Source organism: Anoxybacillus sp. PDR2 (genome assembly GCF_009834045.1).
Classification (GTDB): domain Bacteria; phylum Bacillota; class Bacilli; order Bacillales; family Anoxybacillaceae; genus Anoxybacteroides; species Anoxybacteroides rupiense.
Genome location: NZ_CP047158.1, coordinates 601,445 through 624,776, shown reverse-complemented (window position 1 = coordinate 624,776; position 23,332 = coordinate 601,445). Strand labels below are relative to the sequence as shown.

At 41.9% G+C, this 23,332-nt stretch carries 23 protein-coding genes and 3 riboswitches; of the genes, 14 read left to right on the top strand and 9 right to left on the bottom strand.

Annotated elements, in window-relative coordinates; translation table 11 throughout:
* Positions 1-42 precede the first annotated feature (42 nt).
* Positions 43-264: a hypothetical protein gene (locus GRQ40_RS02940; RefSeq protein WP_044741741.1), complete on the top strand. Its 222-nt coding sequence runs from the start codon at positions 43-45 to the stop codon at positions 262-264.
* Between the two features lie 133 nt (positions 265-397).
* Here GRQ40_RS02940 and mutY read toward each other — a convergent pair whose 3' ends face one another.
* Complete coding sequence (gene mutY, locus GRQ40_RS02935; RefSeq protein ID WP_080860173.1) at positions 398-1,489, bottom strand: A/G-specific adenine glycosylase; 1,092 nt, start codon at positions 1,487-1,489, stop codon at positions 398-400.
* 150 nt (positions 1,490-1,639) lie between these two features.
* On the opposite strand from mutY, the gene GRQ40_RS02930 reads away from it, so the two are divergent.
* On the top strand, positions 1,640-2,620 hold the full coding sequence (locus GRQ40_RS02930) for a metal-dependent hydrolase (protein WP_066146779.1): 981 nt from the start codon (positions 1,640-1,642) through the stop codon (positions 2,618-2,620).
* 237 nt (positions 2,621-2,857) lie between these two features.
* Here GRQ40_RS02930 and GRQ40_RS02925 read toward each other — a convergent pair whose 3' ends face one another.
* A complete protein-coding gene (locus GRQ40_RS02925) occupies positions 2,858-3,127 on the bottom strand; it encodes a YfhJ family protein (RefSeq protein ID WP_066146834.1) in 270 nt (89 codons plus the stop codon).
* Positions 3,128-3,248: 121 nt separating this feature from the next.
* Between GRQ40_RS02925 and GRQ40_RS02920 the strand changes: the two genes are divergently transcribed.
* Both GRQ40_RS02920 and GRQ40_RS02915 read left to right on the top strand, forming a co-directional pair.
* Positions 3,249-3,404, top strand: coding sequence for a small, acid-soluble spore protein K (locus GRQ40_RS02920; protein WP_066146776.1), 156 nt, complete (start codon positions 3,249-3,251; stop codon positions 3,402-3,404).
* A 144-nt stretch (positions 3,405-3,548) separates the two neighbouring features.
* Positions 3,549-3,710 carry a YpzG family protein gene (locus GRQ40_RS02915; RefSeq protein ID WP_080860116.1) on the top strand — a complete coding sequence of 54 codons (162 nt, stop codon included), beginning with the start codon at positions 3,549-3,551 and terminating at the stop codon, positions 3,708-3,710.
* A 39-nt stretch (positions 3,711-3,749) separates the two neighbouring features.
* On the opposite strand, the gene GRQ40_RS02910 is transcribed toward GRQ40_RS02915, so the two are convergent.
* On the bottom strand, positions 3,750-4,064 hold the full coding sequence (locus GRQ40_RS02910) for a YfhH family protein (RefSeq protein WP_159719348.1): 315 nt from the start codon (positions 4,062-4,064) through the stop codon (positions 3,750-3,752).
* Between the two features lie 169 nt (positions 4,065-4,233).
* On the opposite strand from GRQ40_RS02910, the gene GRQ40_RS02905 reads away from it, so the two are divergent.
* On the top strand, positions 4,234-4,917 hold the full coding sequence (locus tag GRQ40_RS02905) for an SDR family NAD(P)-dependent oxidoreductase (protein ID WP_159720739.1): 684 nt from the start codon (positions 4,234-4,236) through the stop codon (positions 4,915-4,917).
* 389 nt (positions 4,918-5,306) lie between these two features.
* On the opposite strand, the gene recX is transcribed toward GRQ40_RS02905, so the two are convergent.
* Complete coding sequence (recX, locus tag GRQ40_RS02900; RefSeq protein ID WP_236546389.1) at positions 5,307-6,122, bottom strand: recombination regulator RecX; 816 nt, start codon at positions 6,120-6,122, stop codon at positions 5,307-5,309.
* A gap of 86 nt (positions 6,123-6,208) precedes the next feature.
* Between recX and GRQ40_RS02895 the strand changes: the two genes are divergently transcribed.
* The 5 genes from GRQ40_RS02895 to GRQ40_RS02875 all read left to right on the top strand — a co-directional run bounded on the left by GRQ40_RS02895 (position 6,209) and on the right by GRQ40_RS02875 (position 10,103).
* Complete coding sequence (locus GRQ40_RS02895; protein WP_159719347.1) at positions 6,209-7,129, top strand: TIGR01777 family oxidoreductase; 921 nt, start codon at positions 6,209-6,211, stop codon at positions 7,127-7,129.
* 330 nt (positions 7,130-7,459) lie between these two features.
* Positions 7,460-8,587, top strand: a complete 1,128-nt coding sequence (locus GRQ40_RS02890) for an amidohydrolase (RefSeq protein ID WP_159719346.1) — start codon at positions 7,460-7,462, stop codon at positions 8,585-8,587.
* A gap of 244 nt (positions 8,588-8,831) precedes the next feature.
* The gene (locus tag GRQ40_RS02885; RefSeq protein ID WP_080860124.1) at positions 8,832-9,392 is read left to right on the top strand and encodes a GNAT family N-acetyltransferase; all 561 of its coding nucleotides are present in this window, start codon (positions 8,832-8,834) and stop codon (positions 9,390-9,392) included.
* Between the two features lie 109 nt (positions 9,393-9,501).
* Positions 9,502-9,630 (top strand): YfhE family protein, encoded by a 129-nt coding sequence (locus tag GRQ40_RS02880; RefSeq protein ID WP_080860125.1) that lies wholly within the window; start codon positions 9,502-9,504, stop codon positions 9,628-9,630.
* A 284-nt stretch (positions 9,631-9,914) separates the two neighbouring features.
* Positions 9,915-10,103 carry a YfhD family protein gene (locus tag GRQ40_RS02875; protein ID WP_159719345.1) on the top strand — a complete coding sequence of 63 codons (189 nt, stop codon included), beginning with the start codon at positions 9,915-9,917 and terminating at the stop codon, positions 10,101-10,103.
* A gap of 194 nt (positions 10,104-10,297) precedes the next feature.
* Here GRQ40_RS02875 and GRQ40_RS02870 read toward each other — a convergent pair whose 3' ends face one another.
* The 5 genes from GRQ40_RS02870 to metE all read right to left on the bottom strand — a co-directional run bounded on the left by GRQ40_RS02870 (position 10,298) and on the right by metE (position 17,930).
* Entirely contained in the window at positions 10,298-10,522 is a 225-nt protein-coding gene (locus tag GRQ40_RS02870; protein WP_159719344.1) for a hypothetical protein, read from the bottom strand.
* 413 nt (positions 10,523-10,935) lie between these two features.
* The gene (locus tag GRQ40_RS18840) at positions 10,936-12,597 is read right to left on the bottom strand and encodes a LuxR family transcriptional regulator (RefSeq protein WP_159719343.1); all 1,662 of its coding nucleotides are present in this window, start codon (positions 12,595-12,597) and stop codon (positions 10,936-10,938) included.
* Between the two features lie 546 nt (positions 12,598-13,143).
* On the bottom strand, positions 13,144-13,866 hold the full coding sequence (locus GRQ40_RS02860; protein ID WP_159719342.1) for an EAL domain-containing protein: 723 nt from the start codon (positions 13,864-13,866) through the stop codon (positions 13,144-13,146).
* A gap of 682 nt (positions 13,867-14,548) precedes the next feature.
* A riboswitch (cyclic di-GMP riboswitch) is annotated at positions 14,549-14,640 on the bottom strand.
* A 493-nt stretch (positions 14,641-15,133) separates the two neighbouring features.
* Positions 15,134-15,613 (bottom strand): acyl-CoA thioesterase, encoded by a 480-nt coding sequence (locus GRQ40_RS02855; RefSeq protein ID WP_044741750.1) that lies wholly within the window; start codon positions 15,611-15,613, stop codon positions 15,134-15,136.
* Positions 15,588-17,930: a 5-methyltetrahydropteroyltriglutamate--homocysteine S-methyltransferase gene (gene metE / locus GRQ40_RS02850; RefSeq protein ID WP_159719341.1), complete on the bottom strand. Its 2,343-nt coding sequence runs from the start codon at positions 17,928-17,930 to the stop codon at positions 15,588-15,590. Before metE ends, GRQ40_RS02855 begins: the two co-directional genes overlap by 26 nt.
* 301 nt (positions 17,931-18,231) lie before the next feature.
* Positions 18,232-18,412: riboswitch (cobalamin riboswitch) on the bottom strand.
* A 462-nt stretch (positions 18,413-18,874) separates the two neighbouring features.
* Positions 18,875-19,080, top strand: a riboswitch (cobalamin riboswitch).
* A 186-nt stretch (positions 19,081-19,266) separates the two neighbouring features.
* Here metE and GRQ40_RS02845 point away from each other — a divergent pair.
* From GRQ40_RS02845 to prpB, 4 genes are all read left to right on the top strand, one after another.
* The gene (locus GRQ40_RS02845; RefSeq protein WP_159719340.1) at positions 19,267-19,509 is read left to right on the top strand and encodes a hypothetical protein; all 243 of its coding nucleotides are present in this window, start codon (positions 19,267-19,269) and stop codon (positions 19,507-19,509) included.
* Positions 19,510-19,532: 23 nt separating this feature from the next.
* The gene (gene mmgD / locus GRQ40_RS02840; protein ID WP_159719339.1) at positions 19,533-20,639 is read left to right on the top strand and encodes a citrate synthase; all 1,107 of its coding nucleotides are present in this window, start codon (positions 19,533-19,535) and stop codon (positions 20,637-20,639) included.
* Positions 20,640-20,735: 96 nt separating this feature from the next.
* The gene (locus tag GRQ40_RS02835) at positions 20,736-22,184 is read left to right on the top strand and encodes a bifunctional 2-methylcitrate dehydratase/aconitate hydratase (RefSeq protein WP_159719338.1); all 1,449 of its coding nucleotides are present in this window, start codon (positions 20,736-20,738) and stop codon (positions 22,182-22,184) included.
* A 93-nt stretch (positions 22,185-22,277) separates the two neighbouring features.
* A complete protein-coding gene (gene prpB, locus GRQ40_RS02830) occupies positions 22,278-23,222 on the top strand; it encodes a methylisocitrate lyase (protein WP_159719337.1) in 945 nt (314 codons plus the stop codon).
* The last annotated feature ends 110 nt before the right edge of the window (positions 23,223-23,332 follow it).

Here is a 23,332-nt window from a genome sequence, read left to right as displayed (position 1 = left end):
CGGGCTATTTTTTACACTATTGAGAAAAAGGAGGAATAGCCCATGTATGTTGGTCGTGATATGACAGAACTTTCCATGATACCAAAATCGAAATGGAAAGATAGCGAACTCGCCTTCTTTCACCATTCATTCCAGCAAATAGCCCCGTATTTAAACGCGGAGGGACAAGCCATTCATCGCGAAATCATTGAAGAAATTGAAGCGCGCGGTGTAAAACGAACAGAAGCTACCTATACAAAAGGAACAAGGCCATCCTATGACTAAGGACGATTTTTTAGTCTGCCTTCCATCATTCACTCTCATGTTTTCACATCAGACGACTAGCAGACAAGAAGCGCAGTCATACAAAGTGCAGATCCGCCCAAGGCAGCAGTTGTTAACAGTCTGAGGCGGATTTTTATCCGCCTTCCTGTTTGAATTGCTTATATTCTTTCCAAATGCGTTGGTGTGACACAGGAAAAGCAAGCTGCTGAATCTCTTGCTCGCTCACTAGCTTTAGACGATCTGTTTCCGCTATATCGCCCATGATTGTACCACAATATACAACAATATTCCAAACCAAGTGGGAAAACACATGCTCTAAAGCGGCAAAAGGAGAATTTAGCTCCACGCAAGCGCCATATTCTTTTTTAAGAAAAGCGGTCAATTCTTTTTGCGGCTGTTCTTTTCCTACCTCACAGTTTGGAAATTCCCATAAATTCGCTAAAAGCCCTTCTTGATCCCGCTTATGAATGAGAATACGCCCCCGTTTATCCATAACAACAGCAGCAGCGATAGAAACCTCCTTCACTTTCGCTTTTTTTGTTTTCACAGGCAGCTCTTCTTGTCTTCCTTCTGCAAATGCTCGGCAATGGGCCTGAACAGGACAAAGCAAACAAGCAGGTTTCCCTGGAACACAAATGAGAGCTCCGAGCTCCATCAAAGCTTGGTTAAAATAAGAAGGATTCTCATGAGAAATAATCATTCTTACGATGTTTTCGAATATTTTCCTCGTTTTTACCTTTGCGATGTCTTCCTCTACTAAAAAAATTCTCGATAATACACGCATCACGTTGCCATCTACAGCTGGCTCTGGAAGCCCGTACGCGATGCTCAGCACCGCTCCAGTCGTATACGGTCCTACACCTTTTAGCTTTGAAAATTCCTCGGCGCTGTCAGGCACTTTCCCTCCGTACCGCTCCTTTACTTCTTTTACCGCGGCATGCAAATTGCGGACGCGCGAATAATATCCGAGCCCTTCCCAAGCTTTGAGCACTTTCTCTTCATCAGCAGTTGCCAAAGATTCTAAAGTGGGAAATTGCTCCATAAACTGATGAAAATAAGGGATGACCGTATCGACTCTCGTTTGCTGCAACATCACTTCAGATACCCAAATTTTATACGGATCACTGTCCTTTCTCCACGGCAAATCGCGCTGCTCGCGCTCAAACCACTGAATTAAATCACGCTGAAACGCTTCGATCTGAAATTCTTCAATAAATGGTTGCATTTGTTGGTTCACGTTTGCTCCTCCAAGATGTTAAACTAATGATAGTATAGTGTGGATGTACAAAAAATTTCAATCGTTTGGTACATACCCAATCATCTAAAGAAAAGATGGATATACTATGAAACAGAACACTATAAGGAGGCTTCTTCGTTGGACACAGGAACACATATTGTCATGGGAGTGGCATTAGGAAGCATCGCCACTTTAGATCCTGTTATTGCACATGATCCAGCTTTAGCACAAGCTGTTTTAATCGGTACGCTAATAGGCTCTCAAGCTCCTGATTTAGATACGGTTTTAAAGCTAAAAAATAACGCTAAATATATTCGCAATCACCGCGGCATCACTCACTCCATTCCAGCTTTATTGATTTGGCCTCTACTCATTACAGGAGTTATTGCTCATTTTTATCCTATATCCAATATGTTTCATTTATGGATCTGGATTTCAATCGCTGTGTTTTTTCATGTGTTTGTCGATATTTTTAATGCCTATGGGACACAGGCTTTGCGGCCATTTACAAAAAAATGGGTTGCTCTTGGCGTGATTAATACGTTTGATCCGGCCATTTTTGGAATGCATCTTGCTGGCATCGGACTTTTGTTTCTTGGCGCTCATCCAGGCTATACGTTTTTAGCGATTTACGTGCTGTTAGTCGGCTATTATATCATTCGCTTTCGCCAGCAAGCCATGATTAAAAAAGCGGTGATGGAAACCATTCCGCATGTGGAGCAAATCATTACCGTGCCGACCTTGCGTTTTCGTGAATGGCATTTAGCGATTACGGCCAAAGACCACTTTTTCGTCGGCCGTGCCAAAAACGGCGCAATCCATATTTTAGATACATTTGAAAGATGCCCAATTCCTTCTCATCCCGCGATTGAAGCAGCCAAAAAAGATGAAAATTTAGCAGCCTTTCTCTCTTTTTCACCTGTTTATCGCTGGGAAGTCAATGAATATAGCGATCATTATGAAGTTCGCTTTACCGACCTGCGCTATCGAAACAAAGGATACTATCCATTTGTGGCTGTTGTACAGCTTGATCGCCATTTTCATGTTGTCAGCTCTTATACAGGGTGGATTTTCAGTGAAGGAAAATTGCGCAAAAAGCTCGAATTAATTCCGGGCTAATAAGTGATTGAAATCCCCACAATCGCTTCACGTTGTAGACAAAGTCAAATGGGCTTTGTCTACAATCATTTTAACGTCCTCATTATCTTGTGCTGGCTGCATATCAGACCGGCTTGAAAACGCTTGGCAAGCAAGGAACGCAGCCGAGTGAAGACGCAAATCGAATCAAAACGTTTTAAGCGGACAAACAAGGTCAGCGACACAGGATGAAAGCGGTTGAAACCACCAACCACCTATTTAGTGCTTTAAATAGTCGTCTCGGTTTAGTAAATGCTTGTACTTAGGATTTGTGGCCTCGAATTCATGGAGCTTGGCACCATATTGCCTAATCCATTGTCGAACCACTCTTTCTGTTAATTCTTTTCCCTTATAGGAATAACCGGCACGCGCATAAGTAGCTTCAAAATCCTCCCATAATAGCTCTACCCACGTTCGTGCTTGTGCATATGCCAGCGCATCATTTTGGTCGAGCAACTCCTTTGTCAGCCGCTCAAAATATGCGTTCATTGTCATCGTTTTCCTCTCCTTTCCTGCCAAGATTTGAACACATAACATGTCGACAATTCGCTATACTAAAAATGTGTTGGCAAACAACACAAACAGGAATGACGAAAGGGGAAACAGAGTCATGCGCAATAAAGAACGCAACTTCCCTAACCAAAATCATAACAAATTAGAAGGCGAACCTCGTGCCAAGGCAGAATACGCTTCTAAGCGCGCAAATGGCACGATTAATACCCATCCGCAGGAACGCATGAGCGCTTCAAATCATCGGGATGAATAACGTCTTACACTTATTTAATGACGTCCATCGTTTTTCATCCGTTTCCATGTCTTGCTTATGTCAAGTTTTTTTACCTTGAATGTATCTATAGACGTCCATGACGAATTTTTCCGGCTTAGGCGTCTATACAGGAGGTGCCGGATCGTGAATCGTCATTCTCGAAAAAAATTTTACAATAATCTTTATTCCAATCCGTTTCAGCAGCCATGGGCGAACCCAAAGCATGCCCACTCCCAAGTTAATGGCGAAACGCAACAAACCGTCGATTTAATGATTTTGGAACGACAAACAAGAAAACAATCGTAAGCTTGCGTAACAGCCAGAGAGCTTTCACATCTCTGGCTGTTACGCCTTCATTAACAAAGAAATCGGCAAAGCCTCCTCTTCACCATCGCCATTCAATCGGTATCCCCATGCAAACACTCCGTTTAAATAATGAATTTTAAAAAAAGAGCCAGGATCTCCATCAATTTCATATATATCTCCGGGCTGAAAATCCTCTGGATTCAATAAATACGCCTTTGCCATAGCGATTTTCCGCTCATAAACCGCTAATTCATTCACCATTCCCATTTGTTCTGCTTTGCGCGCCTTTTCCGTCAGTGCGGCTATTTCTTGCTTCAGCTCATATTCTGTCATCTCGCTATACCGTTTTTGCATTATCTTTCATTCCTCCTCGCTTTTCATTATAGTATAATTTGGACATCTTGATCTCCTAATAAAAACCTGTTATGATTTTCAAGTTGTATACATGGATGAACGGATAGGCTATAAAGCCATTATTCAAGCCACGATGGATAAAGAACAGCAGTCAACGGAGGATAAGCATATGGAAGCAATCGTCATTACAGGGGCAGGAACAGGCCTAGGAAAGCAATTAGCTTTGAAATACGCTAAGAAAGGGCATCCCATCATTTTAATGGGGAGACGAGAGTACCCTCTTTTCGCCGTTAAACAAGAAATTGAAGCAAATGAAGGCCAAGCATTTATTTACACATTAGATATCCGAAGCTATGAAGACGTTTGCCAAGTATCAGCACAAATCATCCAGCAGCATAAAATAGGGTGTCTAATTAATAACGCTGGGATCGGGCATTTTGGTTCTCTCGCTTCCCTCACATGCGAACAAATTCATGAAATGATCGAAACGAATGTTTGCGGAACCATTTATATGACAAAAGCTTTTCTTCCCTATTTTCAAACATTGCCTAAAGCAAAAATCATCAATATTATCTCGACAGCCGGACTGCGAGGAAAAGTAAATGAATCTGTTTATGTAGCCACTAAATTTGCAGTTCGCGGATTTACTGAAAGTCTTGTTAAAGAGCTTGAGAACACTCCTATTTCTATAACAGCCGTATACATGGGAGGAATGGACACGCCTTTTTGGGAAGGAACCGATCATATTCAAGACCGTTCCCGCCTTCTTCCTCCTGAACAAATCGCTGAGTATATTATTCAAAATGAAAATGGACAGGCTGAAATGATCATTGAATCGAATAAGTTGTTATAGCCATCCATATCAGTGATCGTCACATCCCCATTTCATATGCCGGTGGAACATTGGCTTCTGATCACGTCAGCAAAATATATCGCTCCAGCTGGTTTTATTCATGAAGGGGGAAGCTGCATAAGAGCGTTGCAATAAATCAATGAATTTTCCAACGCCATCCCATGGCTTTCATCGTTTCCTAGTCGACTTAAATGCCCGCTCATATCGTTTTTTACAGATGCCATAAGAAGTTGGGACTGATGGCCGCTTCAAAAGCAGAATCTCATTTTTTTCGACGGTCGGTGTTTAATCGCCCGACCGTCGACCGCTCGCGTAGAAACAAATGTTGAGAGATCTGTTGCATCTCATGCACACCGAGCCCCACAGATAAACATAGGCTTATTTCTACTTCATTGATTTTCCTCTTCTTTTAGCTTATTTAGCATTTCATTAATTTTTTCAAGCGAAAAACCTTTTCGATATAGCGCTTGCTTCATTTTTTGCTCATATATCAAACCATTATAAGCCTGATAACGACGATGGGCCTTCCGCGCATGGTGCTCAAGCGCCTCCCATTCTTTTGCTTCGTCTGGAGCTTGTGCATGCTCATCCGTTATTTTTTGAGCCATCCATCGTGGAAATCCTTTGCGCTGCAATAGCTGTTCAATATATTGCTTCCATTCATAAACAGAACGATGCTTGGTCTGTTTCATCGCTTTTTCATATAGCTTTTTGGCAGCTTCTAGCTGGCGATCCTCTGTCAATAACAACAAGGACTGTTCAATGAGGTCTTCTGCAATCCCCAAACCTTCAAGCTCTCTGCGAATAACGGCCGGCCCCTTTAAAGTGGTTTTTATTTGTGTTTGGACATAAGCTTGCGCAAACTCTTCGTCATTTACATATTGATGTTTCCTTAATTCATGTAGCACGTCGCGGATAACCGCTTCCGTTTTCCCTTTTTTCTTTAGATGATTGACCACTTCTTGTTCAGAACGCATGCGATACGAAAGAAAATGAAGCGCTATTTGATATGCTTTTTTCACTTCATCTGCATATACTATTTCTTGAAATGTAAATTCATCCACTTCCATTCCTTTTTTCAGCCGAAACTCAATCAGCACATTTTGATCCACACTAAACGAGAAACGTTCTCCATTTTCCTTAAGTGCATGAATCATCAAACGTTCCCGGTTTTCTTGCTGCACCTCAATTTTAATAATAAGCATGATCAACCCTCCATCATTTATGATATCAAAAAAGGAATCAACCATCGATAAAGCGAACTATGTAAAAAAGAAAAGAGGTGGATGAATTGAACATTGCAATTGCTGGAGGAACCGGTTTTGTTGGGAAAGCGCTCACACATTACTTACAGCAAAAGAATCATGAATTATACATTTTGACAAGAAGAACCCCTCCCACATCTTCGTTGCCAAATGTCCATTATATACAATGGATGACAGCTAAAAGCCGCCCAGAAGCCGCGCTTCCCTCACTTGATGCGATCATTAACTTGGCTGGAGAATCCATTAACAGCGGAAGATGGACAAAAAAACGAAAAGAGCGAATCGTCCAAAGCCGATTATCTTCCACGAAAGAAATCATTCGTTTTATGCGCCTTTTGCCTTCTCTCCCCCGTGTGTTCATTAACGCTAGCGCGATCGGCATTTACGGAACTTCCTTCACCGATACATTCACCGAAAACACGGAAATGATTGGAAACGATTTTCTTGCGCAAACCGTCAAGAAATGGGAAAAGGAAGCAAGTCAGGCCCAAATACTCGGAACTCGTACCATTTTTGCTCGTTTTGGCATCATTATCAGCAAAAACGGAGGAGCGCTTGGAAAAATAGCGCTCCCATATCGCTGCTGGATGGGCGGAACAATCGGATCGGGGAAGCAATGGGTCTCATGGATTCATATAGAGGATGTTGTTCGAGCCATCGAATATATGCTAACCCATGAACAGCTTGTCGGACCTGTCAATCTAACAGCACCGTCTCCTGTTACGATGGATGAATTAGGGAAAACAATAGCTTTCGTTCTAAAGCGCCCTCATTGGTTGCCTATTTCCGAACCAATGCTGCGGTTGCTTTTAGGAGAAAAGAGCAGCCTCGTATTAGAAGGTCAACGAGTCATTCCCAAAAAGCTACAAGAATCAGGATTTTCGTTTTCTTTTCCTTCTCTTGACACGGCACTGCTCCATCTATTCAAAGACAGCGGCGAATCATAGGCGCAGACTGTCGTAGCTATTTCCTATCATCAGAATATAGCTTTGGAACATTTGGCTCTTTCATATGAGATTCTTGCCGTTTTTCAATAGTGGAATGACGAGATCCATGGATGGATCTTCAATCTTTTTACACATCCGTTTGATAAACGCAAGTCCCAAATTGCCTCTGGCCGTCAACAAGGTAACTGCTCCGCCTTTTAGTTATACGGCCATGATTCTTTATCGATGGCGATAACACTCAAGTGATCGCTCCGTCTGAAGTTTTGGAATTCTTCATCACAAACCCGTGCTTAAAGAACAGATCAAACACGGACAACAAGGGAGTTGGCGATGAAAAAACGATTATTAACCAATGCAACGATTCATCCTATCACAAGTGCGACGATGCATCAGGCAGATTTACTTATAGAAAATGGAAGAATCAAAGCAATCGGCTATCAATTATGTCCTGATGAACAAACAGAAGTGATTGATTGTGGAGAAAAGCATTTATTTCCTGGTTTCATTGATGTTCATACACATCTTGGCTTGTATGACGAAGGAACAGGCTGGGCAGGAAACGATGCCAATGAAACGATCGAAATGATGACACCTCATATTCGAGCGATCGATAGCGTCTATCCTTTTGATCCCGGCTTCCGTGATGCTATTTCTCATGGGATTACAGCCGTTCACATTATGCCGGGCAGCGCCAATGTGATCGGCGGAACGACTTCCGTTATTAAAACATATGGAACAAACGTTTCTCGCATGTTAATAAAAGAAACGGCCGGTTTAAAAATTGCGCTCGGGGAAAATCCAAAGCGCATCCACAGCAATGGCAGCGAAGCATCCATTACCCGCATGGGCATTATGGGAATGCTTCGTGAAACCTTTTATAAAGCAAAATATTGCACTCATCCTGAAGATTTGCGCACGGCCCCAATTGTTCGTGCACTCAAACGAGAAATCCCTGTACGCATTCATGCTCATAGAGCTGATGACATTATTTCCGCTATCCGCTTCGCAGAAGAGTTTCATCTCGATTTACGTATTGAGCATTGCACAGAAGGACACTTTATCGCCAAAGAATTAGGTGAGAAAAAATTAAAAGTATCGGTCGGGCCAACCTTGACACGCCGCTCAAAGGTCGAACTGACAAATAAAAGCTGGATGACATATAAAATTCTTCATGATGCCGGTGTCGAAGTGTCAATAACAACCGATCATCCCTATACGCCTATTCAATATTTAAATATTTGTGCTTCCGTCGCTGTCCGTGAGGGACTGGAAGAGCAAAAAGCAATCGAAGGGATCACGATTCTTCCAGCACGCAATTTAGGAGTGGATGACCGCATCGGCAGCCTAGAAGTTGGTAAAGACGCGGATCTTGTTCTATGGAATGCCCATCCGTTCCACTACTTGGCAAAACCTATTTTCACCATGGTAAATGGGGAAATAATATACACAAAAAATTAACAAAAAAGCTATTTCCTTTTTACACATAATCATGTATGATGAAGGAAGCCATTACATGAAAAATGGACCTACAATTAGATAATGACGCTTCAAATCAAGGGAAGGCAAATGGTGCGCCACCAGCCGAGATGCTGGTTCTAGTGGGTTCGATTCCCACCCCGAAATTTTTTGATTGAAATACATTAAAAAATTTCGAGGGTGGTTTCCCACGTGCAAGCTGCCCTCAAAACAGGAGGGAAATGCAATGTTAAAAAAACGTGAATTGCAGGATTGTCAAGCTCTTTACGAACTAATGGTGCACCCTGAGGTCTTCCCTTTTGTGCGCCAAAAAGCCCATTCCTATGAGGAATTTCTCTTTATTACTAAACAAACCATCGAAGCTGAAGAACGCGGTGAGCTCATTTCGCGGACCATTTTAGATGAATGGGGCAATCCGATCGGCACGATTAGCTTGTTCGATGTTCAAGATGGAGCAGGATTTTTAGGAACATGGCTAGGCAAGCCTTATCACGGCCAAGGTTACAATCAACAAGCAAAGCAGGCATTCTTTAACGAATTATTTTATGAACTTTCTATTCAAACCATTTTTATGAGAATTCGCAAAGTGAATGTCCGCTCGATAAAAGCAGCAGAAAAACTCCCTTATGTCACATTAGCAAATGAAAGAAGGAAAAGCTTATTTGACGAAATCAACCAAGGTAAGGATATCTATCATTTATACGAAATTTCAAAAGACAACTACACACTTTATACGATGCGCTGTCCTCTGCTTTTAGAAGAAGAACAGCAAAGAAAAGAAGCGTAGACAAAGAGGAACTCTCACAGTTGGCTGAGCAGTTCCTTTTTTTGCATAAAATGAAGGCGGATAGGGAAAAATAACAATGAAAAAACTGCCGTAAAGCGAGGGCGAAACGATGAATGAGAAACGAAAACGCGAAAAAACAAAAAACACCCTGTCTAGCGCTCAAGAAGTGATCTATTCACGCGAGTTCAAATTGGCTGATCGAGCCGGGGGCTATACAGCAAAAAAAGCCCGTCATTAATCCAATCCTGCTATTGACAGCTGTGTTGATGATCCTAATAACAACCATCTGACATCGTTTGATGCTTAGCATTCCTTTTCTCGAATAACGAACGCCAGCGGGCAAATGAATGGGCCTTCTGGCGTTTTTGTCTGAGAAAAGAAGGCAGAAACGAGACCATCCTGTATTTTTTAGTAAAATAATGGATCATCAACACTTATGTACTACTTATACTTTTTCCGCGCTGTGTCATCCTAAACATGAATCAAGATTGATTCATCCTAGCTATGAAGGGGGCAGTTGTTATGGGCAGATCTCACGGACAACGCACACGCGACAAAAACAAAGCATCTCTTCCACAAGCTCCAAAACAGCTCAAATCGGATGGTTTAGATGTTGAATATTCACGTGAACTTGCCGATCATGAAGATTTAGAAGCTGAAGCACGCGCAGCTGCTTCCGGAATTCGTCAAAGTCAAAGACGAAACAACTAGAAACTGTTTTTAAAAAACAGAAGCAATCAGGTTGTAGACAAAGTCCACATAGACTCTGTCTACAACCATTTTAACATCCCTCATTTGTTTGGGATCAGTGTGGTTCGATCGCCCAACTCGTGAAAGCGGATCACCAATCGATATCGATCATGTGACGCTCCACTAGTACTATGGGTTCCGTTTCTTCTTCATGATTAATCGTCAGTTCCATTTTCGCTTTCATGTAAATCTTGTAGTTCTAAAACGGATTCAATTCTCATCCATTCCGGGCGCAGACGATATTCTTTTATTTTTTTTGTAATGACTTGCTTTATCGCCTCTTCTGGCGAATGAGCATACACAAGGCTTCTTCCTTGCAAAACGCTTCCATCCTCTACGAACGAATTCCAGCATACACGGTACGTTTTCATTTTGTTCACCTTCTGACCTTCTGGTACTTGCTAGCCTCATCTTATTTTCAAACATTCACCATCTGCCATTTCCCCATATCCCCGCTCTACAAAAAAGCCTCCTGTCAGCTATATGCAAGTTATCCCATGAATCTTGCGATAAAAAAAGGAGCTTGTACATGCTTTGATTTTCTTCATTACTACCTAATTACATGGTTCCTTTTTCCTTTAGAATAGACAGAAGCTTCCAAGCTGCTCCTCTATTTTTTCATTCACGAAGAAAAATCGACATTTTTTGCAATCTATGATCGTACAAATGTCACCTTGGTCTGTTCATTCTAATCACAAAATCACGAAACCGATGCACTTCTTTGCACCGCTACATCTTTTCATCAATACATTTACTAAATCCTTTTATAAATAATATATGGTGGCTCTCCATCTTAAAGAATGTTTTTTTCAAAATTTAGCTGATAAACCTTTGCGATGAGCTGGGAACGATCTTTTACTTCTAATTTTCTAAAAATATTCGTGATGTGATTTTTAACCGTATGTATACTAATATATAGTTGTTCCGCAATATCACGATTGCTTAGCCCTTCTACAACATATTTGAGTACATCCAGTTCTCTTGGCGTTAGCACTTGGGAAAACACCGCTTGATCAACACTTAACGATTTGTCTTCAGAAGATGGGAGCAACTTTTGTAAATGAATGGCCATCATGTTTGTCAGTAAAGCAAGGCAGACTTCCCGCTCTTCTATCTGTTCGGGCTGCGTGACATATATAGCAAACACCCCTTGAACATGCTTGTTAATATAAAATGGACACTCAATGACCATCATCCGCCCCATTTCGATCGAGCGCGGTACCATACAAGCGTGCATTGGCTCATTGTGCAAATAATGCTTCCTTACATATTCAAGGTAATAAGATAAATCGCTTTTTTTGTGTGAAGTTTGAGAATCAGCAATGATTTTTTGCTCATTATACTGCTGAAGGACAATGACACTTTGCTCGCCGTCCATTAAGTCAAGCGCGGCATTCGCAGCTAGCTGCAATATTTCATCGCTATGTTCTTTTTCTCTCATCGATGCGCTTAGTTCATTTAGCTTTTTTAAGCCAAGAAAGTGCTGTTTCGTGCATACCAGCTGTTCGTGGGATAAGCATGCTTCCATTAATTTCACAAGCAAATAACCTTTTTCTTTAATCTCTTTAGAAAATCGTATTTTTTCTTTACTTCCAACAAAAATAGCCCCTGATACGATCCCATTTTGCTTAATTGGATAAACAAACAGCGTTTTTAACTCGTTGCGGTCCGTCCAATCGCCAAGTTTAAGCTTCGCTGATATGTTTTCTAAATATAACGGCTCCCCTTCTTGAATCAGGCGGTGGATGATCGGATGATGTATCGTATAAACAGGTTGCAGCCAGCTTTGTTTTTCCTCTTGACTTACGAATTTCTGGATCACAAAACGTTGGCGGTTCATACGCTTCGCATAAGCTGTGATATGAATAGATGGGTGGAGCTGTTGAAGCATGCGTAAATATGTTTGGATCGGTATCGATGGAAAAGAATTCGATTTCACAGCACGTTGCAGCAATCTAACCGGCTTGCGATATTCCTGTTTCAGCAGCTCATTTTCGAGTAACTTAGCGCAAACAGAGGCCATTTTTTCCATCATATAGAGCTTGGAACGAATGCTGGACAGTGAATGCGCAGGCGTGTTCGCCGAAAACTTTTTCTGTTTTGTCCCGTCTTCCGTCTCATTAATTTGTGCCTTTCTATTTTGTATAACAAATGGCCCAGCCCAAATTAATGCCTGCGACTGTCCTCCTACAACAACAGGCGCAACCAATCCCTTTACTCCTTGAAATGTTAGATCAATCACGGCCGGAGCGGTCAGCTGCAAATAAGATTTCCATCGTTGCCGCATCACTTGTTTTATTTCTTCCCTCTCAGAAGTAAGCAGGCATTGAGAAAATGGATCGATATTTGAAATAGAGGTTAATGATGTTTGCTGAGAATCTATAATCACCATCGGCAGTCCAACGAGAGAAGCATAGGCTTCTTGAACGCTTTGCAACAATTCATTTACATTCAACCTTACTTTCCTCCCTGTTTTTTTGTTCATACTCCATCGACTTCATAGGACCATAAAAACCCATTCATAAGCTATCTTACCTACACACATCTCTCTTTGCATGAGAACATTTAACCAATACGCCTACATTTTCATTAAAAAATGGCACACGCGTCAAAACGCTCGTACCTTAAGAAGTAAAAGGATGGATTTTCAATTTTGATTTTCCAAGACTCGTATGGCTTCTTTTACCTATAAAACGATCCACAACAAACAATGGGAACATGGATTACGCCATGTTTTTTCTAATTGGACAAACGAGATGATGAATAGTGATGTAACCTAGCGTGTTAAAAGTTGTATGGATGTGAAGTTTGCGTCATTCTCCCCTTCTACCAAATGTGATGAGGGCAAGTTAAAAAAGTGTCTCTGATGGTAGAAAATTTTTGGATCCATTGTCCCGTCTTCAAGATGTATTTTCATTTACATGAACAATCCGTTGCTACATTTGTTACTAAAGCTACATTGTCATGATAAGCCGAAAAGCGCAGACATCTCTCCACACTTTCAAAGCTCTTGCGGCTTAGCTAAATAATACCCTTGACCAAAATAGATGCCTAATGATTGGGCGCATTGCATGTCTTCTTTTGTTTCAATTCCTTCCAATATCATTTTTGTTCCCTCATTAAAAAATTGCATCGTTGATAAGATGGCCCTTTGCTTTTTATGGCTTTTTGCTAAATCCTTTGCAAAATAACGGTCGAGCTTGATTACCTGCGGTTCAATCTCGATCAACGCTTGAAGCGAATATTCTCCTTTTCCTAAATCATCTAACGCCACGACAAATCCTTTTTTCTTTAGTAAATACACATTTTGCAGCATTTCATCTAAGTTTTGAATTCGTTCCGATTCGTTAATTTCCAAAATAATTTGCTGATGAGCAAGTGAAGCTGCCTGCACTAGCTGTTCCAATGTTTCAAGAAACATTGGTGCTGCAACTGTCGAAGGATACACATTCAGCGACAAAAACAAGTCATGTGTATTGGCAGCCTTGATATAAGCTGCAAAACACTTGATAGAATTAGTAATGGAAGCCATATCAAGTTCGTATAAATAACCGTTCTCATGTGCATCATGAAAGAGTAAATCCGGGCTTTTCACAAATGGACAACGCAACAAGCTCTCATATCCAACGATGCTTTGACCAGGCAGATAATAGATCGGTTGGAACGCATTCGTAAATAAATGATCATCGATAATTCTTTTCACGGATTGTGTAGTTATTGCCACTAGTCTCCCCCTCCATTGCATTCGAACACTGCAATATACAAAAGCACATAGTATAAACATACGGATACAAATATCCTACGGTTTAGATACGAATTTCTCAGCATTCAGGCCGACATCATATAATCCTTCATAGTGAAATAGCGAATCGGTCATAGATAGGGCCAGATTAGAAAATCGGCATAAACAAGACGCTTCTATCGACTATATCAATACAACTTCAAGATGGAACGAATGGTGTCTGTCAACATCCATAGTCAGAGGCAAGACGGTGACTTGCCTCAGTCACGTTAAAGCGTGACTGAGTGCCGATCAACAAACTTTAGTGTCAATTATCCAAAAAACAATGAATAGTACTGGCGTTCTCGCTTTTCTGCTATAGTCAGCAAGTCTAACGGCATGCCCTTTTCGAACCATGGATACTCGGTGAACTAATTCATTTGTCCACAGGCGGCGTTCATGGCTTGAGGGAAGAAGCAAAAAAGCAACATTAAGCCGTATCATGCTGTTTTTAAACAAAATAATGGATCATCAACACTAGTGTTAGAACCATTGACTTTAGACCTATTATGGAAATTAGTCTGAACGAAATAAAACTGCCCTCTATATCGAATTAAAAGAGGGCAGTTTTTACATACTATTCCAGTTAAAAACAAAAACCTTCTTTATTACTTTCATCCATAAGAAGGGCAACTGGCTGGCATGTCTATTTGAACAATAGATTTAGCCCCTTTAGCTTTGCGTCCTACCCTTTCGAGTAGTTTGCCGTTTCTATATTCAGTTTTTCAGAATAAGATGTATAAAACATACAAGCTTTAACTCTTCTATACTAACACTATTAAACAGAATATACAAATCATGATGCTAAGATTTTGTTGTATTTTGTCATATTAAGTAATATTTTGTCTAAACATGCAAACAATTCAATGATAGCATACATAATATGAAAAGTGAATCGATTTTTTTATTTTCTCCAATTCAAGACAAATCGCTCTCTCCCTATATACCCGAAATGAAGTATGTAAAACTGAAAGATGTAGTATCTTGAAAAATCTTCAGATTGTAAAAAAGCATCCCCCGTATCTATGCCAATGTTAACATGTCAATAAGATGATTATCCTCATATAGAGGAAAATGATAAATAACAGAAACTGAGATTTATTTCATAAAACAAAAAGATAGAGCCGAAACGAAATCGGCTCTATTTTGTGCATCCAGATGGGATATAAGGCTATAAACGGTTGACTGCTGAACGACACACCTTTTTCACTTACATTTTCCATCTCTGCTTTCTTTTCTTCCTTAACATATACCGTTCCTCCGCATCCCTGTATTGCTGTTTTTCCTCTTCTGTTTCTGGGATCACGGCTGGCACAGAAGTTGGTTTTCCTGATTCATCTAACGCAACAAATGTTAAATAGGCATGAGCTGTTACTCTCCTTTCTCCTGTCAATAAATTTTCCGCCTCTACTTTCACAAATACTTCCATTGATGTTCGATGGGCCCATGTTACATAGGCCTCTAAATAAATGGCTTCTCCTGCCTTGATCGGAGCAAGAAAATCTACAGAATCGCTTGAAGCTGTCACCACTGGCTTCCGGCAATGCCTCATCGCCGCAATACAAGCAATTTTATCAATATATGCCATAACTTTTCCGCCAAAAATAGTATGATGATGGTTCGTATCTGATGGGAGCACTAAATCGGTTAATAGTGTCCGTGACTCACTTGCTCGTTTTGACTGCGTCATAGCGTTTTCCTTCCTCCCATTCTTTTTTCTCTTCCAGCAATCTCGCACGCACCAACTTGGCAGCAGCCACCATATTTTTTAAAGAGGCTACTGTCTCTTGTTCTTTCCGCGTTTTTAGCCCGCAATCGGGATTGACCCAAAATTGTTCCGGGTTCAAGACTTGCAGAGATCTTTCAATCATTTCCGCCATTTCCGCTACAGACGGAACTCGCGGACTATGAATATCATAAACGCCTAATCCAATTCCTTTCGGATATGTTTCTTTTGCAAAAACAGAAATCATTTCACCATGGCTTCTGGATGTTTCAATTGAAATTACATCTGCATCCATTTGATTGATGACAGGCAGATAAGACGAAAAATCACAATAGCACATATGAGTATGAATTTGCGTCTCATCCTTTACAATGGAAGTGGCTACACGAAACATCCGTACAGCCCACTCTAAATATTCCTGCTTCTTTTCTTCTTTTAGAGGAAGTCCCTCAAGCAAAGCGGGCTCATCCACTTGAATGACTGAAATTCCTGATTCCTCTAGTGCTTTGATTTCGTTTCGCAACGCAAGGGCAATTTGCTCCGCTACTTTATGTCGAGGCAGATCATCACGAACAAATGACCAATTTAAAATAGTGACAGGACCTGTGAGCATTCCTTTGACTATTTTTTCTGTTAACGATTGTGCGTATACACTTTCCTTAACCGTCATCGGCTGCAAAAATTCGACATCGCCGTATATAATCGGCGGGCGAACGCAGCGCGAACCATATGATTGCACCCATCCATTTTCAGTAAAGGCAAAACCCCCTAATTTTTCGGCAAAAAATTCGACCATATCGGTTCTTTCAAATTCACCGTGCACCAAAACATCTAATCCTATTTTTTCTTGAATATCGATCCATCTCTTAATTTCCGCTTCAATAAAGCGCTCATATTGCGGCTGGCTCCACTCGCCTTTTTTGAGCTTTTGGCGCGCTTTCCGCACTTCTGCTGTCTGTGGAAAACTGCCAATTGTCGTCGTTGGCAATATTGGAAGCTGGCTTATTTCTTGCTGCTTCTTTTGCCGTACCAAATAGGATGATGCTCTCTCAAGCTGCGCCTTCGTTAGGTTCTCGCACTCCTTGTGCACGTTCGCATTATATCTTGAAGCATCCTTTTTCCATAAATGAAGCGCTTGTTGATTTTGAGCATAATAATGAGCGCGCTTTCCTTCGCCATCGATGAATCGTTCTGTTAAATACACAAGCTCCTCCAGCTTTTCATCAGCAAATGCCAGCATCTGCTGCAAGTTCAAAGGCAATGTTTTTTCGTATGTTGTCGTAACAGGGACATGCAGCAAGCTATTTGATGGCTGCAGCCATAACCGTTCAGATGGGACAGAATGCAAAATTTTTTCCACGAGACGGCTGGCTGCCGACAGGTCGGTCCGCCAAATATTGCGTCCATCAATCACCCCTGCCGCTAGCACTTTATCTTCTGGAAAACCGCTCTTCGATAAATGGCGCAAATTTTTCTCTAGGCCATAAACAAAATCAAGGCCAATCCCGCTAACAGGAAGCTTGATTAGTTCTTCATACCAGTCTACTGCCTCAAAGTATGTCTGCAACATCATCTTTAAGTTAGGAGCAGCTTGAGGCAACCGCTCATAAACAGATACAAATTCCTCCATCTCTTTTTTGGTTAAGGAAGTAGCAAGAATGGGTTCATCAATCTGTATCCATTTTACCCCCTCGCGCTCCAGCTCCTTTAGTATTTGCTCATAAAGCGGAAGCAGCAATGATAGAAAATAGGAAAATTGCTTTTCATCATAGCCTTTGGAAAGCTTCATAAACGTATAAGGTCCGATCAAAACAGGTTTTCCTTCAACTCCTAATTTCTCCTTCGCTTCCCGAAAATCCTTTAATGGTTTGTTTTCTGTTATATGCAGGCGGGAGCTTTGTTCCTTGCTCCATTCTGGAACAATGTAATGATAATTGGTGTTAAACCATTTCGTCATTTCGCATGCTGGTGCTTTTTCATTGCCGCGCGCCATCGCGAAATAAACTGAGAGAGGAACCTCTCCCCCCTGATAATCGAAACGTTCAGGAATGAAACCAAACATAGCCGCTGTATCAAGCATATGATCATAAAGGGTAAAGTCGCCAACCGGCACAAGATCAATCCCTATTTCCCGCTGCTTTTTGATATGGTTTAGACGAATGGACTGCATCGTGTCCAAAAAAATTTTTTCGTCTATCTCTCCATTCCAGAAAGATTCTAATGCTTTTTTCCACTCTCGTTTTTCCCCAATACGTGGATAGCCAAGATTGCTTGATTTCATTTCCTCACTCTCTCCTATCATTTTATTTTTATCGTTTTTCCACTCTCTACCTGATCTTTAGGCGGGACTTGCCTGATAGGAAATCTATGTTGTCCATTCGATGGCTCGGTTTCCCGTTCATCCTTCCAGCTGAGTTGCTCTTCTCCTCACATCTCCCCGCATTCACCGCGATTTGACGTCATGTTTCTTTTTCCGAATAAAAAAAAAGCATTCCTAACGCTCCAACGGAAGCTAGAAATGCCATAAAAAAGGATTAATCCCTTTGTCCATGATGAACACCTCCCTATCCTCCGTAGGTAAAAGCAGTGTTGTCAGAACAGGCAGGTCTCCTGACTTAAGGATCATTGCTTTCCGCTCGCCTTCCCAATCTTTGATCAGTGGCAGTAAAGCGGAAAGCTCCTCTATTACAGTGGCGGGACCGTGCCGGAATCTCACCGGTCTTCCCTTTTCATCCGCAGGGAGCCTTGGACTGGGCCATTTAGTCTTGACTCACCTTTGGAACCTGTTCCCACATTTATTTTCTTGTTCGCCAAGAAAAAAACGCTTCAAACCTCCATTCTAAGCCTGTCATGAAGTATCAGAAAAATTTTACAATAACCCTATCATTCTTCGAAAAAATTGTCAAGGAGATTAAGTCTTCTGATTCATGGCGCAAATCTAATTTCGACAGAAGTCGATCGCTTTTATTAAGATTAACCATTCAAAAAGAGCATTCCAGTTTCAAAGCGTAACAAGTATCAACCAATAAGCTGTAGACCGTGTTGTTCGAATGCTCAACCGTCGAAATCGGAGCATCACCTTCTCATTTTTCATCCTTAAGTTATATCTAGATAACTTTCATGATCGAACACTGTCGGAAGCAGCCCAGGCCACCTGTTAGAAAGTTAAGAATTTTTTTGTTTTCGTCTCAGAAAAAATATGATATAGTGAACTTGAAAATTGAATAACTTTGGTTAGGATCAGGTATCGGTAAGCAAAAGAGCGCTTGACCGGTTTAAAAGGGAAGTTCGGTGCAAATCCGACGCTGTCCCGCAACTGTAAATGGGAGCAACCTGCCAAAACCACTGTTGAATGCTTGACATATCAACGGGAAGGGGCTAGGAAGCGATGAACATAAGCCAGGAGACCTGCCTGATTCGGTCCACACCAAAAACCTACGAGGATAGGGGGTGTTGAGGAAGCGGAAAAAATATATGTTTTTTTGTATATGTTTTTCATAGGGAATCGTATGCGCTTTTTCAGCATCTTCATTTGCGAAGATGCTTTTTTTATTTGCTTCAAGCGCATGTCCATCATTCGAATCGTATTGGAACTTGAGAACGAAAGGACAGACATCATGCACAACACATTCGGAACAAAGCAATATTTTTTGGAAGCGTTTAAGCAAACGGTCATGAACAATTTTACAATACATCCACCCGTTTCTTTAATGGATCTGTACGATCATTATCAATCGGAAATTGCCGTCCGCCTCCCTTTGTCAGAACAGCCATCATGCCGTGCTAATTTGCAGCAAGCATATCAAGAAATACGACAAGAACTTGTTTTCAGCAAGGAGGCGGCAGACGAAAGCAAATGATTTTAAATTAAGGAGGGATCTTTTTGGAATTTCGTCCAGGATTAGAAGAAATCATAGCGGCTGAAACGAAAATTTCATTTCTTGATGTGGAGAATGAAGAAATCGTCATCCGGGGATATGATCTGATCAAGCTTGCAGAAACCAAAACATATACCGAGGCAGCACATCTGCTTATTGAAGGAAAACTACCGTCACAGCCAGAAAAAGAGCGCTTTGAAATGCAGCTTCACACACAAAGAACACTGCCGCAAGAACTGGTGAAAATTTTGAAGCAGCTGCCGCAAACTACCCATCCGATGGATGCACTGCGAACCGGTATTTCCGTTTTAGCCAGCTTTGACCCACATCTCGATGAACGAACAGAAGCGGCTAATAAAGAAAAAGCGATTAAGCTTTTGGCTCAAGTACCTGCCATTATTGCAAGCAGCCATCGCTTGTTGCATAACCAGCCAGTCGTTCCATCGCACCAAGAACTCTCTTACAGCGCCAATTTTCTATATATGCTGACAGGGAAGCAACCAAGCGAGCTGGAAGTGGAAATATTTGACCGTTCGCTCATCGCTTATATTGAGCATGAGCTGCCAAACTCGACATTTACAGCGCGCGTCATTTCCTCCACCCACGCCGATTTGTACGGAGCATTGACAGGGGCTGTGTCATCGTTAAAGGGGCATCTTCATGGAGGAGCCAACGAGGCCGTGATGTATATGCTCAAAGAAGCAGAATCGCCAGAAAAATACAAACAGCTGCTCTATCAAAAGCTAGCCAATAAGGAACGAATTATGGGATTTGGTCATCGCGTATACATGAAAAAGATGGATCCACGAGCCTTGCTTATGAAAAAGGCGCTTCAAGAGCTTAGCGAAGTCCGCGGCGACACGACTCTGCTCGAAATGTGCGAGGCGGGAGAAACAATTATGAGAGAAGAAAAAGGACTCTATCCAAATCTAGATTACTATGCTGCTCCTGTCTATTATTTGCTTGGTATTCCAATTGAGCTTTACACACCGATTTTCTTTAGTGCCCGAACCGCCGGCCTTTGCGCCCACGTGATTGAACAGCATAACAATAACCGGCTATACCGCCCTCGCGTCAAATATGTCGGAGAGCGCCACCTGCAAGTGAACTGAAAAAGCAGATTAAACGCTCACCCGAAGAGGAATTGGGGCCAGCAATTCCTCTTCTTTTTATCATAATATAAATGGAGTCTAGAAAGGAAGAGATTCATGAGTGAAGTTTTAATAAAAAATAATGAAAAACAACAAACAGACGAATTGCTCGTTCAAATTGCGGATTATGTTCTTCATGGAAAAATCGAAAGTCATGAAGCATTCGAAACAGCCCGCTATGTCCTATTGGACACGTTAGGCTGCGGCATTCTTGCGCTCCGCTATCCGGAATGCACAAAACTGTTAGGCCCCATTGTGCCAGGGACCGTCGTTCCTAACGGCTGCCGCATTCCCGGAACTTCTTTTGTTCTTGATCCCGTCCAAGGCGCATTTAATATCGGCTGCATGATTCGCTGGCTTGACTATAATGATACATGGCTAGCTGCGGAATGGGGACACCCTTCTGATAATCTCGGAGGCATCTTAGCCGCTGCCGATTATGTAAGCCGCCGCAATATTTCGCAAGGAAAAAAGCCGCTGAACATGAGCGATGTGCTGAAAGCGATGATTCAGGCCCATGAAATTCAAGGAGTGCTTGCACTGGAAAATAGTTTAAATCGCGTAGGATTAGACCATGTACTCTTCGTTAAAGTGGCGTCGACAGCTGTTGTCACCAAGCTTTTCGGCGGGGGGCGCGAAGAAATAATCAATGCCCTATCGAATGCTTGGCTCGATAACTCCAGCCTGCGTACATATCGTCACGCCCCAAATACAGGATCGCGAAAATCGTGGGCTGCTGGAGATGCAACAAGTCGCGCTGTTCGTCTTGCACTCATGTCATTAACAGGTGAAATGGGATATCCAACCGCTCTTTCCGCACCAAATTGGGGATTTGAAGATGTGCTATTCAAAGGGCAAAAGTTGAAGCTTGCTCGTTCTCTTGGATCATATGTAATGGAGAATGTTCTTTTCAAAATTTCTTATCCTGCTGAGTTCCATGCCCAAACAGCAGTCGAGTGCGCCATTGAGCTCCATCCTGAAGTGAAGGATCGCCTGGACGAAATTGAGGAGATTATCATTACAACCCATGAATCAGCTATCCGCATTATTGATAAAATCGGGCCATTGCATAATCCAGCTGATCGCGACCATTGCCTTCAATACATCACAGCGGTCGGTCTTATCTACGGAGATTTAACGGCTGATCACTATGAAGACGAAATCGCGCAAGATCCAAGAATCGATGCGCTTCGCGAGAAAATGACCGTTATCGAAAATAAACAATACAGCCGTGACTATCTTGATCCAGAAAAGCGTTCGATTGCTAACGCCGTACAAATTCGCTTTCAGAATGGCAGCGAAACAAGGCAAATCGTCCGCGAATATCCGATCGGACATCGTTTCCGCCGCCAGGAAGCAATCCCTAAATTATTAGAAAAATACACGAAAAACCTTGAAACACGTTTTCCAAAAAAACAGATTGACCGCATCTTAGACATTTCTCTCGATCAAGACCGGCTCGCAGCTACCCCTGTACATGAATTTGTCGATTTATTTGTCATTTAATCATTTAAAAATACTAAAGCAGGTTTCTCTTGAAGCTAGGAGAAAATGAATGCTTATGCCTTGGAAAACTCATAGGAAAGGGAGGGAGCTCCTTTGGTTTGGATTGTCGAACGTGAATCAACACAACACGAACTTGCCGAACGATTTCGCTATTTAATGAACGCTCCAGAAATTTTGCAAATTCCAGGCGCTCATGACGGAATGGCGGCCCTTATTGCCAGAAAAGTCGGCTTTCAAGCTCTTTATTTATCAGGAGCAGCGTTTACCGCCAGCCGTGGGCTTCCTGATTTAGGCATTATTACTTCAGAAGAAGTGGCACAGCGAGCACGAGAGCTAGTTCGTGCGACCAATTTGCCGTTGCTAGTGGATATTGATACAGGGTTTGGCGGCATTCTTAACACGGCACGCACAGCAAAAGAAATGGTGGAAGCACGTGTGGCTGCCGTGCAAATCGAAGATCAGGAACTGCCAAAAAAATGCGGCCATTTGAACGGTAAGAAGCTCGTTTCTCCAGAAGAGATGGTACAAAAAATTAAAGTGTTGAAGGAAGTAGCCCCTTCACTTGTGGTCGTGGCTCGCACCGATGCGTATGCCGTCGAAGGAATTGAGCAAACGATTGAACGGGCACGCCGATATGCGGAAGCAGGCGCAGATGCCATTTTTCCAGAAGCATTAACAAGCAAAGACGATTTCGCTAAGATGAAACAAGCCATCTCGATTCCGCTGCTCGCAAATATGACAGAATTCGGAAAAACTCCATATTATACTGCTGAAGAGTTTGCAGCTCTCGGCTATTCTATGGTCATTTATCCGGTCACTTCGCTTCGGGTTGCTGCAAAAGCGTATGAGCGCGTATATGAAGCGATTTTAACAACCGGCACGCAAAAAAACGATCTTGACCAGATGCAATCACGCAAAGAATTATATGATGTCATTCATTATTACGATTTTGAAGCTCTCGATCAGACCATTGCAAAAACCGTTCTTCCTGATGATGACTTGTCAAATGAAAGAGAAGCTGATCAACAATACAAATGAACACATGTTTTCCCTGACTCCATAAGTAAAGGCGCACTCTCCTCATGTTCATCACTGATGAGCATGAGGAGAATAAATTATAGACAAAGTCAATGCTGACTTTGTCTATT